This is a genomic window from Nonomuraea sp. NPDC004186 (assembly GCF_053603495.1).
This window is the reverse complement of record NZ_JBSGFQ010000047.1, coordinates 11,506-26,282: the sequence shown is the minus strand read 5'-3', so window position 1 is coordinate 26,282 and position 14,777 is coordinate 11,506. Positions and strand designations below refer to the sequence as shown.

Sequence of the window (14,777 nt, the reverse complement as noted above, 5' to 3'; positions counted from 1 at the left end):
TCCAGCCTCCCATAAGCGGCCTCGCCACCTCATCACAATCAATAATCCTAGAATTGCCGCGTGAATGAGGCATATACCCCTGAAGACCTCAAGACATCCCACGATGGCATCAAGTGGTCAGAAGTCCCGCCGGGCGTCATCCCCGCCTGGGTCGCCGACATGGACCTGTCCACCGCTCCCGAGGTGATCGAGGCACTGCGGCGCCGGGCCGCCGGCGACCTGGGCTACCCGACCTGGCTCGAACAGCCCTCAGCCGGGCCGCTGGCCGAGGCGTTCGCCGAACGCATGGCGAACCGGTACGGCTGGCAGGCCGATCCCTCGCTCGTACGCTCGTTCAACGACCTCAACCAGGCGCTCCAGGTCCTCCTCCAGGTCTGGACCCGGCCGGGCGACGGGGTCGCGTTGCACACCCCGGCCTACCATCCGTTCCTGGAGACGCTGAAGGTCATGGAACGGCCCCTTCATCCGATCCAGCTGGAGCCCGACGGGGACGCGTGGCGCTTCGAGGTGCCCGACCTGTCGGGCTGCCGGGTGCTCCTCCTCGTCAACCCGCACAACCCGACCGGCCGCTCGTTCACCCGCGAGGAGCTGGCGAAGCTGGCCGAGCACGTCGAACGCCATGACCTGCTGGTCATCGCGGACGAGATCCACGCGGACCTCACGTTCGAGCCGCACCAGCACATCCCGTTCGCCACGATCCTCCCCGAACGCACCGTCACACTCACGTCCGCCACGAAGGCGTTCAACCTGGGCGGCATCCGCTGCTCGGTGGCCCACCTGGGACACGCGGGCGTCCGCAAGGCCCTGGAGGCGCAGCCGCCCTTCGTGTACGGCTCCGCGAACCTCTTCGGCGTGGAGGCCACGGTGGCGGCGTGGCGGCACGGGGACGCCTGGCTGGAGTCGACCCGCGCCCTGCTGGACCGCAACCGCCGCATCATCGCCTCCCGGCTGCCGGCATCGGTCGGCTATCGGGTTCCGCAGGCCACGTACCTGGCGTGGCTGAACGTGGGGCGGCCGGGAATGGCGGAGGTGTACGAGCGGGAGGCCCGGGTGCGGCTGGTCGACGGCGCGGTCTTCGGGCCCGGCGGCGAGCATTACGTCCGGCTGAACTTCGCCACCACGGAGGCGATCCTGGCCGAGATCCTCGACCGGCTGACCCAGATGCCCTGACCCTGGTTTTCCCAAGGGGCGTGGCGGGATCCCCACGACACTCCTGCCACGCCGCCCGGCTGGGTGGTGATGGACCCGCGCACCGGACAACGGGGTACCCAGGCAAGCGTCCGTCCCACTGGGCGCGCGAATGGCGCGACGCACGAGGTGGCGCGGCACGCATCGCGTGGAGAAGGGGAACGGCGGGCTGCGCAGAGCGAAGGCGTGGGCGGCCCAGCAGTGCAGCGTGCCGGCGCCAAAGGCGCGCGGCTCGGTGTGGCGGCATGGTGTGGCGGCGCGGCGTTGGCGGCGCGGCGTGGGCGGCGTGGCGCGGCGACGTTGGTGCGGAGGTCGGCAGGGGTGCGGCCCGGTACCGGAGGTGGCGGAGCGGCGGGAACGCTCGGGGCGCGGCACGTCGGTGTGGACATGAGGCGCAGGGGGGTGGGCCCGACGGCGAGGCTAGCTGCCAGGTGGCGAATGGGGGGTGAGTGGGCAGAGGCCCCGACGGCGAGGCTGGCGGCCGGGTGCCGGTCGGGGCGGTGGGTGAGGCGGTGAGTGGGGGGTTACCGCAGCGAGGTTACTGCAGCGGCGGGAGGTCCGGCGGCGTGGCGGATGGGTGTTCTTCGAGGGCGGACAGCGCCAGCTCGATCGCCTTCTCGAGCTGCGGGTCCCGCCCCGCCACCCGGTCCTGTGGCGTGATCACCACCTCGATGTCCGGCTCCACCCCGTAGTTCTCCACGCCCCAGCCGTGCCCTTCGAGCCAGAACGAGTACCGGGGCTGCGTGACCCGCGTCCCGTCGACGAGCGAGTACCGGGAGTCGATGCCGATCACCCCGCCCCAGGTCCGCGTCCCCACCAGCGGGCCGATGCCGCGGATCTTGATCCCGGCGCTGACGATGTCCCCGTCCGAGCCCGCGAACTCGTCGGTGATCGCCACGATCGGCCCCCGGGGCGAGTCCTCCGGGTAGCGCATCGGCTCGTAGCCTCGTGCCCGCGACCACCCCGTGACCTTGCGGGACAGCTTCTCCAGCACGAGCTCCGACAGGTGCCCGCCGCCGTTCTCGCGCACGTCCACGACCAGCCCGTCAAAGGCCATCTCGGTACGCAGGTCGCGGTGGAACTGCGCCCACCCCGTCGCCACCATGTCGGGCACGTGCAGGTATCCGAGCCTGCCGGCGGAGGCCTCCCGGACGCGGGCGCGGCGGCTCTCCACCCAGTCGTGGTAGCGCAGCCGGGTGTCCTCCGCGATGGGGCTGACCACGACGCGGCGGGTGTCCCCGCCGGCGGCCGGCCGTACGGTCAGCTCAGTGGGCTGGCCGGCGGTGCCCGCCAGGAGGGCCAGCGGACCGCGTACCGGATCCACGGGACGCCCGCCCACCGCGACGATCGCGTCACCGGGACGGACGGCCACCCCGGGCGCGAGCAGCGGGGAGCGCGCGTCGTGGTCGGAGGACTCGCCGGGCAGGATGCGTACGACCCGCCACACGCCGTCGTCGTCCCTGGCGAGGTCCGCGCCCAGGAGCCCCTGGCTGCGGCGCGGGTCGACGCCGGCGCCGGTGGCGCTCGCGTACGCGTGGGAGGTGCCCAGCTCGCCCTGCGTCTCCCAGAGCAGGTCGATCAGCTCGGAGTGGGCGCCGATGCGCCCCACCAGGGGCTCGTAGCGGTCGAGCACGCCTTGCCAGTCGACGCCGTTCATGTCCTCGCGCCAGAAGTGGTCGCGCATGAGGCGGCCGGCCTCGCGGAAGCCCTGCCGCCACTCGGCGATCGGGTCGATCTCCACGGCGATCCGGTCGAGGTCGATGGAGACAACCTCGTCGCCCTCTGTGGCGGCGCGGGTCTGCAGGCCGTTCTTGCCGTTGGTGACGAGCCTGCCGCCGTCGCCGCTGACCTCGAACGCACGCACCTCCTTGCCCAGCTCGGACTTGGCGCGCTTCTTGAGGTCGTAGCGTTCGAGCACGATCTCGGTGACCGGCTCGGTGCCGTCGCCGATCTGCCCCGCGAGGGGGTGGCGCAGCCAGAGCAGGGCGTCCTTGGCGGTACGCAGGTTGCCGTAGCGGCCCGCGGGCACCGGCACCGGCACCACGCGCGAGGGGAGCCCCTCGGGATCGACCTCGGTTCGCGGTGCGGCGTCGTCCTTCTTGTCGTCCTTGGCGGGCTTGTCGTCCTCGCCGTTGAACCCGCGTCCCTGCAGGGAGGGGTCGAACGGCGACGGCGTGGTGGCCTGCAGGGGCACGATGTACGGCTTGCACCCGCCATGGAAGGACATGTCGAAGACGTGCGCGTCGTACACCGGGTCGAAGGTCCGCATCGACAGGAACGCCAGGTGCTTCCCGTCCTTGGTGAACATCGGATCGAAGTCGGAGAAGCGCACCGACGTCACGTCGATCACCGACGTCCCGTCGACCCGCCCCATCTTGATCTGCGACAGCGGCTCGTGGTGCGGGTGCACCCAGGCCAGCCACCCCGAGTCGGGCGAGAACGTGAGCCCGCTGACGTCTCCCTGCGTGGTCCGGTCGAGCTGCCGGATATTTCCGGACTCGATGTCGACGACCAGCAGCCGCCCGTCATGCGTGGCGACCGCCACGTGCTTGCCGTCGGGCGAGACCGTCAGTTCGAGCACCCGCCCGAGCTCCCCGGTGGCCAGCGTCCTGATCTCGCCGCCCGGCGTGCCGATCTCCAGCCCGTCCTCGCCGCTGGCGTCCGACACCCAGACGGCCCGGCCGTCCGCGTCGAGCACCTGCGGCAGCCGTACGCGGACGCCCGGCTGCGCCCGCAGCACGCCCGCGGGCCCGTCGCGGTGGGTCACCCAGTGGGCGGTGCCGCGGATCTCCACGGCGCTGGCCCGCCCGCTCGCGTCCGGCGAGAACGCGCCGACCCGCAGCGGCGCGGGGCGCTTGGCCCGCCCCGGCCGCGGCCCGCCCAGCGTCACGTCCAGCCGGTACGGCTCCGCGTCCAGGCTCTCCAGCAGCCAAAGGTCCCCGGCGTGGCCGTAGATGACCCGCTCCCCGTCACCGACGGCGTGGCGGGCGTAGAACTCCTGGTGATCGCTGTGCCTGCGCAGGTCGGACCCGTCGGGCAGGGCGGAGTAGACGTTGCCGACGCCGTCGACGTCGGACAGGAAGACGAGCCGGTCCCCCACCCAGTTGACCGCCCAGTACTGCGCGGTGCTGTCGGCGAACAGGCGGGCGAACTCCCCGTCGCCCTCCGCGTCGACCCAGATCTTGCCGGCCGTGCCGCCCCGGTACCGCTTCCACTGCGACGGCTCGCGCCACATCGGCGACACGGTGGCCACCCGCGCGCCGCTGACGGCCACGTCGCTGACCCACCCGTACGGCAGGCGCGTGGCGGGGCCGCCGTCGAGCGGCACCGCGTACGCCCAGGTCCGTCCCCGCTCGCTCTGCCCGGCCGCGGTGACCGCCAGCACGTCGCCCTCGCCCGTCCAGCCGCGTACGCCGGTCGTGGCGCTACCCCAGTAGGTCAGCCGCTCGCCCTCGGGGCCGTCGATCCCGGCCGCGAACACCTCCGGCGCGCCCTCCTTGCCACCCGTCCACGCGATGCGCGTGCCGTCGGGCGAGAATCTCGGGTGCGACACCGGGACGCGGTCGGCGGTGAACCGCCAGGCCCTGCCTCCGGACAGGGGAGCCAGCCAGACATCGTCGTCTGCGACGAAGGTGACCATGTCACCGTGGATATGCGGGTATCTGAGGTATGCGCCATTTGTCACATGTGCACATTAATGCCAGATGCCAAGGTCAGCCCAAGAATTCTCCCTCGAACGGGCCCACCACGTCCCGCGAACTGTCAAGTAGGGGATGTGCCTGAAATGCCGGGAAGAGGGTGGACTATGAAGTTTTGCGCCCGTCCACACCAGCTCCCGTCCCGCCTGGCGGCCGCGGCCGTCATCCTCAACTCCGGGCTCAGCAAGGTCCACGCCGACGAGCAGACCGCGGCGGGCCTGCACGGCATGGCCGCGAACACGTACCCGTTCCTGCGTGACATGGACCCGGTGGCCTTCACCAGGCTGCTCTCCAGAAGCGAGATCGCGCTCGGGACCGCGCTGCTCGTGCCGATCGTGCCGTCGCTGGTGGCGGGGGCCGCTCTGACCGGGTTCGCGGCGGGGCTGGTCGGCCTGTATCTCAGGACGCCGGGGATGCGGCAGGAGGGCAGCCTGCGCCCGTCCGAGCAGGGCATCGGGCTGGTCAAGGACATCTGGCTGCTCGGGATCGGCATAGGGCTGGTGCTGGAGGAACTCCAGTCCGGCGACTAAGACTGACAAACCCGGGTACGCGGCACCATATGGTACAAATCGGCTACACCTTGATGTCCGAACAGACCCCCGCGCGGGAGCTGGTCGATCACGCCGCGGTGGCCGAGCGGATCGGCTTCGACTACGCGGTCATCTCCGATCACTACTTCCCGTGGATCGAGGAGATGGGGCACTCGCCGTACTGCTGGTCCGTGCTCGGCGCGGCGGCCCAGGTCACCCGGCGCCTGCCGCTCATGACGTACGTGACCTGCCCCATCATGCGCTACCACCCGGCCGTGGTGGCCCAGAAGGCGGCGACCATGGGCGTGCTGAGCGAGGGCAGGTTCACGCTGGGTCTCGGGGCTGGCGAGAACCTGAACGAGCACGTCATCGGCGAGGGCTGGCCACCCGTGGACACCCGGCACCGGATGTTCGCCGAGGCGATCCGGATCATCAAGCTGCTGTTCGGCGGCGACTACGTCACGTACCAGGGCGAGTTCTACGACGTCGACTCGGCCAAGCTCTACGACCTGCCGGAGCGGCCGGTCCCGCTCGCCATCGCCGCCTCGGGCGGCCAGTCCGCGGAGATCGCCGCCGAGTACGGCGACGTGCTGGTGGTCAACGAACCGCTGCCGGACGTGGTCAGGCAGTTCAACGCCGCGGGCGGGCACGGCAGGCCCGTGTACGGGCAGCTGCCCATCGCGTACGACACCGATCCCGAGGCTGCCAGGGATCGCGCACACCGCCTGTGGCGCTGGGCGGCCGCCGGCGGTTGGAAGGTCATGGCCGAGCTGCCCGGTCCGGTGAACTTCGCCGCCGCGACCGGCACCGTACGGCCCGAGGACGTGGCCCAGAGCGTGCCGTGCGGGAACGACGTGGACGCGGTCGTGCAGGGCGTCAGGCAGTTCGCCGACGCCGGGTACACCCACGTCGCGCTCGTCCAGATCGGGCACGACCAGCAGCAGCCCTTCTTCGACTGGGCGGAGAAGGAGCTGCTGCCGGCACTGCGCGAGCTATGAGTTACGGGACGATGTTGACCAGCTTGGGCGCCCGGACGATCACCTTGCGGGGCGAGTTCGTCAGGTAAGGGGCGACCTTCTCCGAGGCCAGCGCCAGCTGGCGCAGCTCGTCCTCGGTGATGTCCGGCGAGACCTCCAGCCGGTCGCGCACCTTGCCCGCCACCTGCACCACGCAGGTGACCGACTCCTGCACCAGCAGCGCGGGCTCGGCCACCGGCCACCCGGCGAAGGCGACGGCGCCGGTGCGGCCCAGCCGCTCCCAGCCCTCCTCGGAGGTGTACGGGGCCACCAGCGACAGCATGATCGCCAGCGTCTCCGCGGCCTCGCGCACCGCGGGGTCGCCCGCGCCGGGGCCGGAGTCGATGGCCTTGCGCGTGGCCGAGGTCAGCTCCATCATGCGGGCCACCGCGACGTTGAAGCGGTAGGACTCGACCAGCTTGGTGACCTCGTCGATCGTGCGGTGGGTGACCTTGCGCAGCTCCACGTCGCCGCCCTCGAACGCCACGCCGGGCGCGCTGTCCACCTCGGACATGACGCGCAGCGCGCGGGCCAGGAACTTCAGCGACGCCGCCGGCGAGAGGTCGGCCCAGTCGATGTCGTCCTCGGGCGGCCCGGCGAAGACCATGGTCAGGCGCACGGCGTCGACGCCGAAGTCGTCGATCTGCTGCCCCAGGTCCACGCCGTTGCCCAGGGACTTCGACATGGCCTTGCCGCCGTTGATCACCTGGCCCTGGTTCAGCATGCGCCGGAACGGCTCGGTGAAGTCGACCATGCCCATGTCGTGCAGGACCTTGGTGAAGAACCGCGAGTAGAGCAGGTGCAGCACCGCGTGCTCGATGCCGCCGACGTACTGGTCGATCGGGCCCCACTTGCGCACCCGCTCGACGTCGAACGGGCCGTCGGTGTAGCCGGGCGAGCAGTAACGCAGGTAGTACCACGACGAGTCGACGAACGTGTCCATCGTGTCGGTGTCGCGCTTGGCCGCGCCGCCGCACTTGGGGCACTCGACGTTGACCCACTCGGTGGCGCTGGCCAGCGGGGAGACGCCCTTGGGGGCCAGTGCCTCGCCGCGCATGTCGGGCAGCGTGACCGGCAGCTGCTCGTCGGGGACGGGCACCTCGCCGCAGTCGCCGCAGTGGATGATCGGGATCGGGGTGCCCCAGAACCGCTGGCGGGACAGCAGCCAGTCGCGCAGCCGGTAGTTGACCGCGCCCGTGCCCCTGCCCTCGCGCTCCAGGATCTCGATGATCTTGGAGATGGCCTCGACCTTGGTCAGGCCGTCGAGCGGCCCGGAGTTGACCAGCGTGCCCTCGCCCGGCGTGGCCTCGCCGGTCTCGCCCGGGTCGGCCAGGCCGGTGTGCACGACGACCTTCACCGGCAGCTCGAACTTCACCGCGAAGTCCAGGTCGCGCTGGTCGTGGGCGGGCACGGCCATGATGGCGCCGTGGCCGTAGTCGGACAGCACGTAGTCGGCCGCCCAGACCGGGATGCGCTCGCCGTTGACCGGGTTGACCGCGTAGCGGCCCAGGAAGACGCCGGTCTTCTCCTTGTCGGTGGACAGCCGCTCGATGTCGCTCAGCTTGGCGACCTCGGCGCGGTAGGCCTCGAACTCGGCGCGGTGCTCGTCGGTGACGATCTCGTCGGCCAGCTTGGCGTCCACGGCGACCACGAAGAAGGTGGCGCCGAACAGCGTGTCGGGCCGCGTGGTGTAGACGTGGACCGGCTCCTCGCGGCCCTCGATCTCGAACAGCACGTCGGCGCCCTCGGAGCGGCCGATCCAGTTGCGCTGCATGGTCAGCAGCCGCTCGGACCAGCCCTCCTGCAGCTGGTCCATGTCGTCCAGCAGGCGCTGCGCGTAGTCAGTGATCTTGAAGTACCACTGCGTCAGCTCGCGGCGGACGACGTCGGCGCCGCAGCGCTCGCACTTGCCGGCCACGACCTGCTCGTTGGCCAGCACGGTCTGGTCGTTGGGGCACCAGTTGACCAGGCCGCCCTTGCGGTAGGCCAGGCCGCGCTCGAAGAACCGGTTGAACAGCCACTGGTTCCAGCGGTAGTAGTCGGGGTCGCTGGTGTGCAGACGGCGCGACCAGTCGAAGGACAGCGCGTAGCGCTTGAACGAGGTGACCTGCGTCTCGATGTTGGCGTAGGTCCACTCGGCCGGGTGGGCGTTCCGCTTGATCGCGGCGTTCTCCGCCGGCAGGCCGAAGGAGTCCCACCCGATCGGGTGCATGACGTTGTAACCCTGCTGGTACCAGTAACGAGCGACCACGTCGCCCAGCCCGAAGGCCTCGGCGTGCCCCATGTGCAGGTCGCCGGACGGGTAGGGGAACATGTCGAGCATGTAGCGGCGCTCGCGCGGGTCAGCCGGGTCTTCGCTCGCCCGGTAGGGTTCCTGCTCCTCCCACCGCTGCTGCCACTTGGCCTGCAGCGCCTGCGGATCGTACTCACTCACGGCTACTGTCCTTCTGGCTTGATTCGGACCCCATAAGAAAACCCCCCGTGCACACAACGAGGGGTAGCCGCGACGGCGAGAATCTTCAGGGCCGTCGCGGCCCGCTAAGAAGCAGGGTCGCGGAACGCATGTGTCAAGCCTAGCGCACGTCTTCGGCTGAATGCAGATACTCGATCGAGGTCCGCAGGCACAATGGACCCTTCAGGTCCAGCGAGACCTGATGGTGATGTATCCGTTGTGACCTCATTCGTCCCCTATGAATACCCTTGTCACCGTGGTGTACCCAGCTGAGCCCGAGCGACCGGAGGCAGGCCTGCCCATGCAGGACCCGCCGACGGATCCGCACGGCTTCGCTCGTTTCGCTGCGGAACCACCTGTATCTCCTGGAAAATCCCATGAGATCATGCCTGGTACGTCGAATCCGGATATAACGGGCTATCCGGACAGATACTCGGGAGGGCCGGCAGCAATGGCAACGGAGAATTCCGGACCACACCTGCCACCGTCCTGGCCAGACGCACCGCGCCGCGACGCGCCCGGCTCCCCCGCAACGGAGGTCCCCATGTCCTGGCCCGAGGCCCCGAGGTCCGCTCAGCAGGACCCGGCGTGGCCCGAGCCGCCGCGCACGGACGACTCCTGGCCGGAGCCACCCCGCAGGTCCCGCCCCGAGCCCGCCCGTTCCGAGGCCGGGGGCCCGCAGTCGTGGCCGGACCTGCCGCCCCAGGGCGCCACCGGACCCTCCTGGCCGGCCCCGCCGGCCCGCGACGCCACCGGCCCCTCCTGGCCCGAGCCCTCCCCGCAGGGCCACTCCGGCCCTTCCTCCTGGCCGGACGTGCCGCCCCCGAGCGCGGCGGGCCCGTCCTCCTGGCCCGACTCGTCGCCGCAGAGCGCCGGACCGTCCTCCTGGCCGGAGGCGTCGCCGCAGAGCGCGCCGACCGCCTGGCCCGACTCTCCGCCGCAGAACGGCCCCTCCTCGTGGCAGGACTCCCCGCCACAGAACGGGCCCTCCTCCTGGTCCGACTCCCCGCCGCAGAACGGCCCGGCCTCGTGGCCGGATGCCGCGCCGCAGGGCGGGCGGTCCTCCCGGCCCGACCTTCCGCTCCCCGGCGGACCGTCGCCGCTCCCCGGCGGGCCGTCCTCGCTCCCCGGCGGGCCGTCCTCGCTCCCCGGCGGGCCGTCCTCATGGCCGGACGGGCCTCAGCAGGGCAGCGCCGGGCCGGCCTCCTGGTCCGAGGCGCCGGGACGGGGCGGCTCGGAGTTCCCCCCGCGAGGCGGGGAGCGCCCGGTGCCGGACCCGATCCCCGCGTGGGAGCAGCCGCCGGACCCGATCCCGGCGTGGGAACAGCCGCCCCCGGCCGCCGGCTCCTGGTCGAACCTCTCCTCCCCCGCCCCCTGGCCCCCCGCCGAGCGGGACAACGCCGGCTCCCCGGAGCAGGCGACGGCCATGTACCAGGTCGACGACCTTCCGCAGGGCGCGCACGCGCCGCCCCGGCAGGCACACCCTTCCGAAGAGCGGACGATGACGTACGGCCAGCACACGGAGAACCTGCTCAACGACCGCGCCACCCCCTCCCCCACCATGGACTCATCGAACATCAGCGCCACGCCCCCCGCCGAGGACACCGGCGCCCCGCGCCCCGGCTCGAACCTGAACCGCGACCCCTCGGACCCCGACCGCCCGTTCGTGACCGCAGGCCAGATCAGCGGCTCCCGCACACCGCCGCCGGAGCGCCAGCAGGAGCTCTGGAACACCGTCTTCGGCGACGACTACCAGGCCATGGGCGACGAGGACTCCCTGGAGGAGGAGAGTCAGGGCAGGCCCATCTGGATCTACGCGCTCGGCGGCTCCGTGGCGATCGCGCTGGTCGCGGCGCTGCTGTGGGCGTTCCTCGCCGGCCCGCTGGCCGGTGACGACCCGGCGGCCTCCAACACCGTGGCCGAGAAGCCCACGACCTCGCAGAAGCCGAGCTCCACGAGGTCCTCGACCACGATCGGAGCGCTGCCGAAGTACCCGGGCAAGGCCGCCCCGATCCTCGGCAGGGTGCCCGACGCCGCCGCCGGGATCTCGCTCCCGCGCCTGGGCGGCACGTGGCGGCTGGACACGCGCACCACCGTCAAGGCCACGTACAACTACGACACCCGCCAGTTCGTCCCGATCACGCAGGACACGAGCGCCCAGCTCATGTCGGGCCCGCTGCCGCAGAAGCTGGCCTCGTACTACGAGAAGGACAACCTGGAGCCGGTCATCAAGCAGGTGGTGCTGGACGCGCGCAAGCGCTTCTTCCCCACCGGCAACAAGGTCCGCAAGATCGCCCAGCAGCCGATCAAGGTGGGCGACAACACGGGACGGCTGATCGCGTACTCGCTGACGTCGGAGACCGAGAAGGCCACGATCGTGACGATGGCCGTCAACACCGGGGGCAACGTCCCGGCCATCGTCTACATGTCGATCCCGGCGGACAGCAAGCAGCTCCTGCCCGACATCCGCACGGTCATGAACCAGCTGAGGATTGGCGCCCAGGGCTGATCAGAAGTCGCACTCCATGTGCTTGATCCCGTTGATGAACATGGAGTGCAGCCGGTCGGGCCGGCCGCCCTCGATGCGCGGCACGCGGCGCAGCAGCTCGCGGAACATCACCGTGATCTCCCGCCGGGCCAGGTGCGCGCCCAGGCAGAAGTGGGGCCCGGGCCCGCCGAAGCCGACGTGCGGGTTGGGCTGCCGGGTGATGTCGAAGCGGTGCGGGTCGGCGAACACGCTCTCGTCCCTGTTCGCCGACCAGTAGAACAGGACCGCCTTCTCGCCCTTGCGGTACAGGTGCCCGTTCATCTCGTGGTCCCTGGTGACCTTGCGGCGCATGAAGTTCACCGGGGAGGCCAGCCGGACGATCTCCTCCACGGCGCCGGGCGCGTGCCCGTCGATGTCCTCCAGCCAGAGCGCGCGCTGGTCGGGGTTGTTGGTGAGCAGGCGCAGCCCGTACGAGATGGCGTTCCTGGTGGTCTCGTTGCCCGCCACCACCAGCAGGATGAAGAACGACCCCAGCTCCTGCATCGTCAGCCGCTCGCCGTCGATGTTGGCGTTGACCAGGGACGACGTCAGGTCCTCCGTGGGGTTCTCGGCGCGGTGGGCGGCGAGGTCCTGCACGAGCTGCTGGAGCTCCATGCCGGCGGTGAGCAGGCGCTCGGCGAGCTGGGTGAGGTCGGCGCCGCCGTATTCGGGGTCGAAGCCGCCGAGGATGACGTTCGAGTGCTCGAAGACGAACCGGTAGTCCCGCTCGGGGATGCCCATCATGTCGCAGATGATCTTCAGGGGAAGGCGCGCGGCGACCTCGGTGACGAAGTCGCCGCCCGGCCCCTTCGCCAGCAGGTCGTCCACGATGCCGGCGGCCGCCGCCTCCACGTCCGCCTCGAACTGCTTGATCATCTTGGGCGTGAACGCGCGCGAGACGATCCTGCGCAGCCTGGCGTGGCGCGGGTCGTCCATGTTGATCATCGAGCCGAAGTACTCGGCGAACTCGGCGGGCATGTCGGGGATGTTCGTCGCGCCGCCGTCGCCCGAGCAGAAGACCTCGGGGTTGCGGCTGGCCTCGAGGATGTCGGCGTGCTTGACGAGGGCGTGGTAGCCGGGGCCCCTGGGCGCGAAGTCGATCTCCATCTCCTGGAAGAAGGCGGGGGTCCGCAGCGCGCGCAGCCGCTCGAACGCCTCCTCGCGCTCGCTCATGGGCCTGGCCCAGAAGTCGCGATCAGACAGATCGAAGTCAAGGACGCTCATAAGGCCATCTTTTGTGAAAGCAACCACTTACGTCAATGTGCTCATGGCCCCGGAAAACCAGTGGCTCCCGGTGGCGGGCGGGCTCTAGGGTGGCGCGCATGACGTTCTTCTTCTTCCACCTCCGGTAGCGATCCGCCGGCGGGTCGCGGACGACCCCACCGCCGGCGATGCGGGACGGCTGAGCGAGCGCCGTCCCGGGTCGCGACGTGGGAGAAGGACACGTGCATACCTTTGCCGTGGCCAGGGCGGTGCATGGCATCGAGCCCCTGGTGGCCACGGAGATTCGACGTTCCCGGCTGGGCGTGGTGCACGGGGTGCGCCATCGCGAGGTGTGGTTCGAGGCCGCGCCGGGAGCCGACCTGACGGGCCTGCGGACCGCAGACGACGTGCTGCTGGCCGCCGCCGTGGTGGACGGGATCGGCCACGGCCGCTCCGCGCTGCGCCGGCTGGCCCTCGCGGCCCGCTCCGTGAGCCTGGGAGGGCTGACGGGCAGCGGGGTGGAGGTGTCGGCGTCGTTCGTCGGGCGGCGCAACTACACCCGGTTCGAGATCGAGGACGCGGTCGGGGCCGAGCTGGCGCGGCCGCTGCGGCTGCCGTACCACTCCAGGAGGGACGGGGGGCGGCCGCCGCGGGACGCGATGTCGTGGCGGGTCACGATCGAGGGCGACCGGGCGCTCATCGCGCTGCGGCTGGCGGACCGGCCGCTGCACCGGCGGGCGTACAAGACGGACTCGATCCGGGGCACGCTGCACCCGCCGGTGGCCGCCGCCATGGCGGCGCTGGCCCGCCTCGGGGGCGCGGGGACGGTGCTCGACCCGTGCTGCGGCGCGGGCACGACGCTCATCGAGGCCCACGCGCTGGCCCCCAGAGCGCGTCTCCTGGGCTTCGACCACGACCCGGCCGCACTCCGCGCCGCCACCGCCAACGCACGGGCCGGGGGCGCAGCAAGCGCCGGGGTCGGGGCGGCGTTCGGGTGGGGGGTGGCGGACGGCGGGCGGATCCCGCTGGCCGACGGGAGCGTGGACCGGGTGCTGGTGAACCCGCCCTGGGGGCGTCAGGTGCCGCCCCGCGGGCTGCTCGCGCGGGACCTCGGCCCGCTCTGGCGGGAGGTCCGGCGGGTGCTGGCCTCCGACGGGCTCGCCGTGGCGCTGGTGCACGACGGGATCCCGCGCGGGTTCGCGCTGGAGGAGGCGGTCCGGGTCAGCCTCTCGGGGCAGCATCCGGAGATCGCGGTCCTCAGGAAGGAGGCGGGCCGCGTCAGGAGGTGAACCCCCGCGGGCGGACCTGGGTCATCTCGGCCGCGGACGGCGAGCCGAGCCAGTCCAGGATCAGCCGATTGACCTCGGCCGGGCGCTCCAGGTGGAGGAAGTGCCCGGCGCCCGCCACCAGCTCGGCCCGCGACCCCAGGGGCAGGTGGCTCATCGCGTTCTTGGCCAGCTCGGCGCTCAGGCATCCGTCCTGGGCGCCGTGCAGGAACAGGACGGGGGCGGTGATCCCGCCCTCCAGGGCCGGGTAGCGGCCGGACGGAGGCGTGGTGCCGAGCATGGCCCGGTAGTAGCCGAGGGCCGCGCTCAGGTTGGCGGGCTCGCCGATGCTGCGCCGTACGAACTCCAGGTCCTCGCGCGCGTCGTAGCCGGGCGACCAGTCGCGCCAGAGGTTCTCGAGGAAGCCGGGGCTCGCGGCGGCCGCCTCGCCCACGGCCGTCTGGAAGAGGAAGACGTAGAACGACCGCTTGAGCTGCTCGTACTCCAGGAACCCGGCGCCGAGCGAGCCGGGCGGCGGCACCGCGAGCGTGACGGCGCGCCGGAAACGTCCTGCCAGGTGGTACACGGGGAAGGCGCCCCAGTCGTGCCCGATGACGACCGCGTCCTCGTCGCCCCCGAGCTCCTCGTGCAGCGCGCGGACGTCGGCGACCAGCGCGGCGTCCTCGTACGCGCCGTCGGCGGGCACCTCGGTGGGCGCGTATCCCCGCATGAACGGCGCGACCGCGCGGTAGCCGCGCTGGGCCAGCGCGGGCATCAGGTGCCGCCAGGTGTGCGCGGAGTCGGGGAAGCCGTGCAGGCACAGCGCCAGCGGCCCCTCACCCAACGACAGATACGCGAACTCCACCCCGTTGGCGTGGATAGTCCTGATCTCCATGAC

At 71.5% G+C, this 14,777-nt stretch carries 9 protein-coding genes; 5 read left to right on the top strand and 4 right to left on the bottom strand.

From position 1 onward, the window contains the following. Positions 1-60: 60 nt before the first annotated feature. Positions 61-1,170, top strand: coding sequence for a MalY/PatB family protein (locus ACWEPL_RS33060; protein ID WP_363966299.1), 1,110 nt, complete (start codon positions 61-63; stop codon positions 1,168-1,170). A 556-nt stretch (positions 1,171-1,726) separates the two neighbouring features. Here ACWEPL_RS33060 and ACWEPL_RS33055 read toward each other — a convergent pair. Then, positions 1,727-4,828 carry a S41 family peptidase gene (locus ACWEPL_RS33055; protein ID WP_452438505.1) on the bottom strand — a complete coding sequence of 1,034 codons (3,102 nt, stop codon included), beginning with the start codon at positions 4,826-4,828 and terminating at the stop codon, positions 1,727-1,729. A 165-nt stretch (positions 4,829-4,993) separates the two neighbouring features. On the opposite strand from ACWEPL_RS33055, the gene ACWEPL_RS33050 reads away from it, so the two are divergent. Continuing rightward, positions 4,994-5,416, top strand: coding sequence for a hypothetical protein (locus tag ACWEPL_RS33050; RefSeq protein ID WP_363966303.1), 423 nt, complete (start codon positions 4,994-4,996; stop codon positions 5,414-5,416). Positions 5,417-5,445: 29 nt separating this feature from the next. After that, the gene (locus ACWEPL_RS33045; protein ID WP_350739242.1) at positions 5,446-6,414 is read left to right on the top strand and encodes a TIGR03557 family F420-dependent LLM class oxidoreductase; all 969 of its coding nucleotides are present in this window, start codon (positions 5,446-5,448) and stop codon (positions 6,412-6,414) included. A gap of 1 nt (position 6,415) precedes the next feature. Here ACWEPL_RS33045 and leuS read toward each other — a convergent pair whose 3' ends face one another. Next, the gene (gene leuS / locus ACWEPL_RS33040) at positions 6,416-8,866 is read right to left on the bottom strand and encodes a leucine--tRNA ligase (RefSeq protein WP_355204652.1); all 2,451 of its coding nucleotides are present in this window, start codon (positions 8,864-8,866) and stop codon (positions 6,416-6,418) included. A gap of 562 nt (positions 8,867-9,428) precedes the next feature. Here leuS and ACWEPL_RS33035 point away from each other — a divergent pair. Then, positions 9,429-11,393 carry a hypothetical protein gene (locus tag ACWEPL_RS33035; protein WP_452438504.1) on the top strand — a complete coding sequence of 655 codons (1,965 nt, stop codon included), beginning with the start codon at positions 9,429-9,431 and terminating at the stop codon, positions 11,391-11,393. Here ACWEPL_RS33035 and ACWEPL_RS33030 read toward each other — a convergent pair whose 3' ends face one another. Continuing rightward, entirely contained in the window at positions 11,394-12,635 is a 1,242-nt protein-coding gene (locus ACWEPL_RS33030; RefSeq protein WP_363966309.1) for a cytochrome P450, read from the bottom strand. Positions 12,636-12,856: 221 nt separating this feature from the next. Here ACWEPL_RS33030 and ACWEPL_RS33025 point away from each other — a divergent pair, with 221 nt between their 5' ends. Then, positions 12,857-13,903, top strand: coding sequence for a methyltransferase domain-containing protein (locus ACWEPL_RS33025; RefSeq protein ID WP_452438503.1), 1,047 nt, complete (start codon positions 12,857-12,859; stop codon positions 13,901-13,903). Here the strand turns inward: ACWEPL_RS33025 and ACWEPL_RS33020 are convergent. Then, complete coding sequence (locus tag ACWEPL_RS33020; protein ID WP_452438502.1) at positions 13,893-14,774, bottom strand: alpha/beta fold hydrolase; 882 nt, start codon at positions 14,772-14,774, stop codon at positions 13,893-13,895. The two genes, ACWEPL_RS33025 and ACWEPL_RS33020, sit on opposite strands and share 11 nt — an antisense overlap. Between the last annotated feature and the right edge of the window lie 3 nt (positions 14,775-14,777).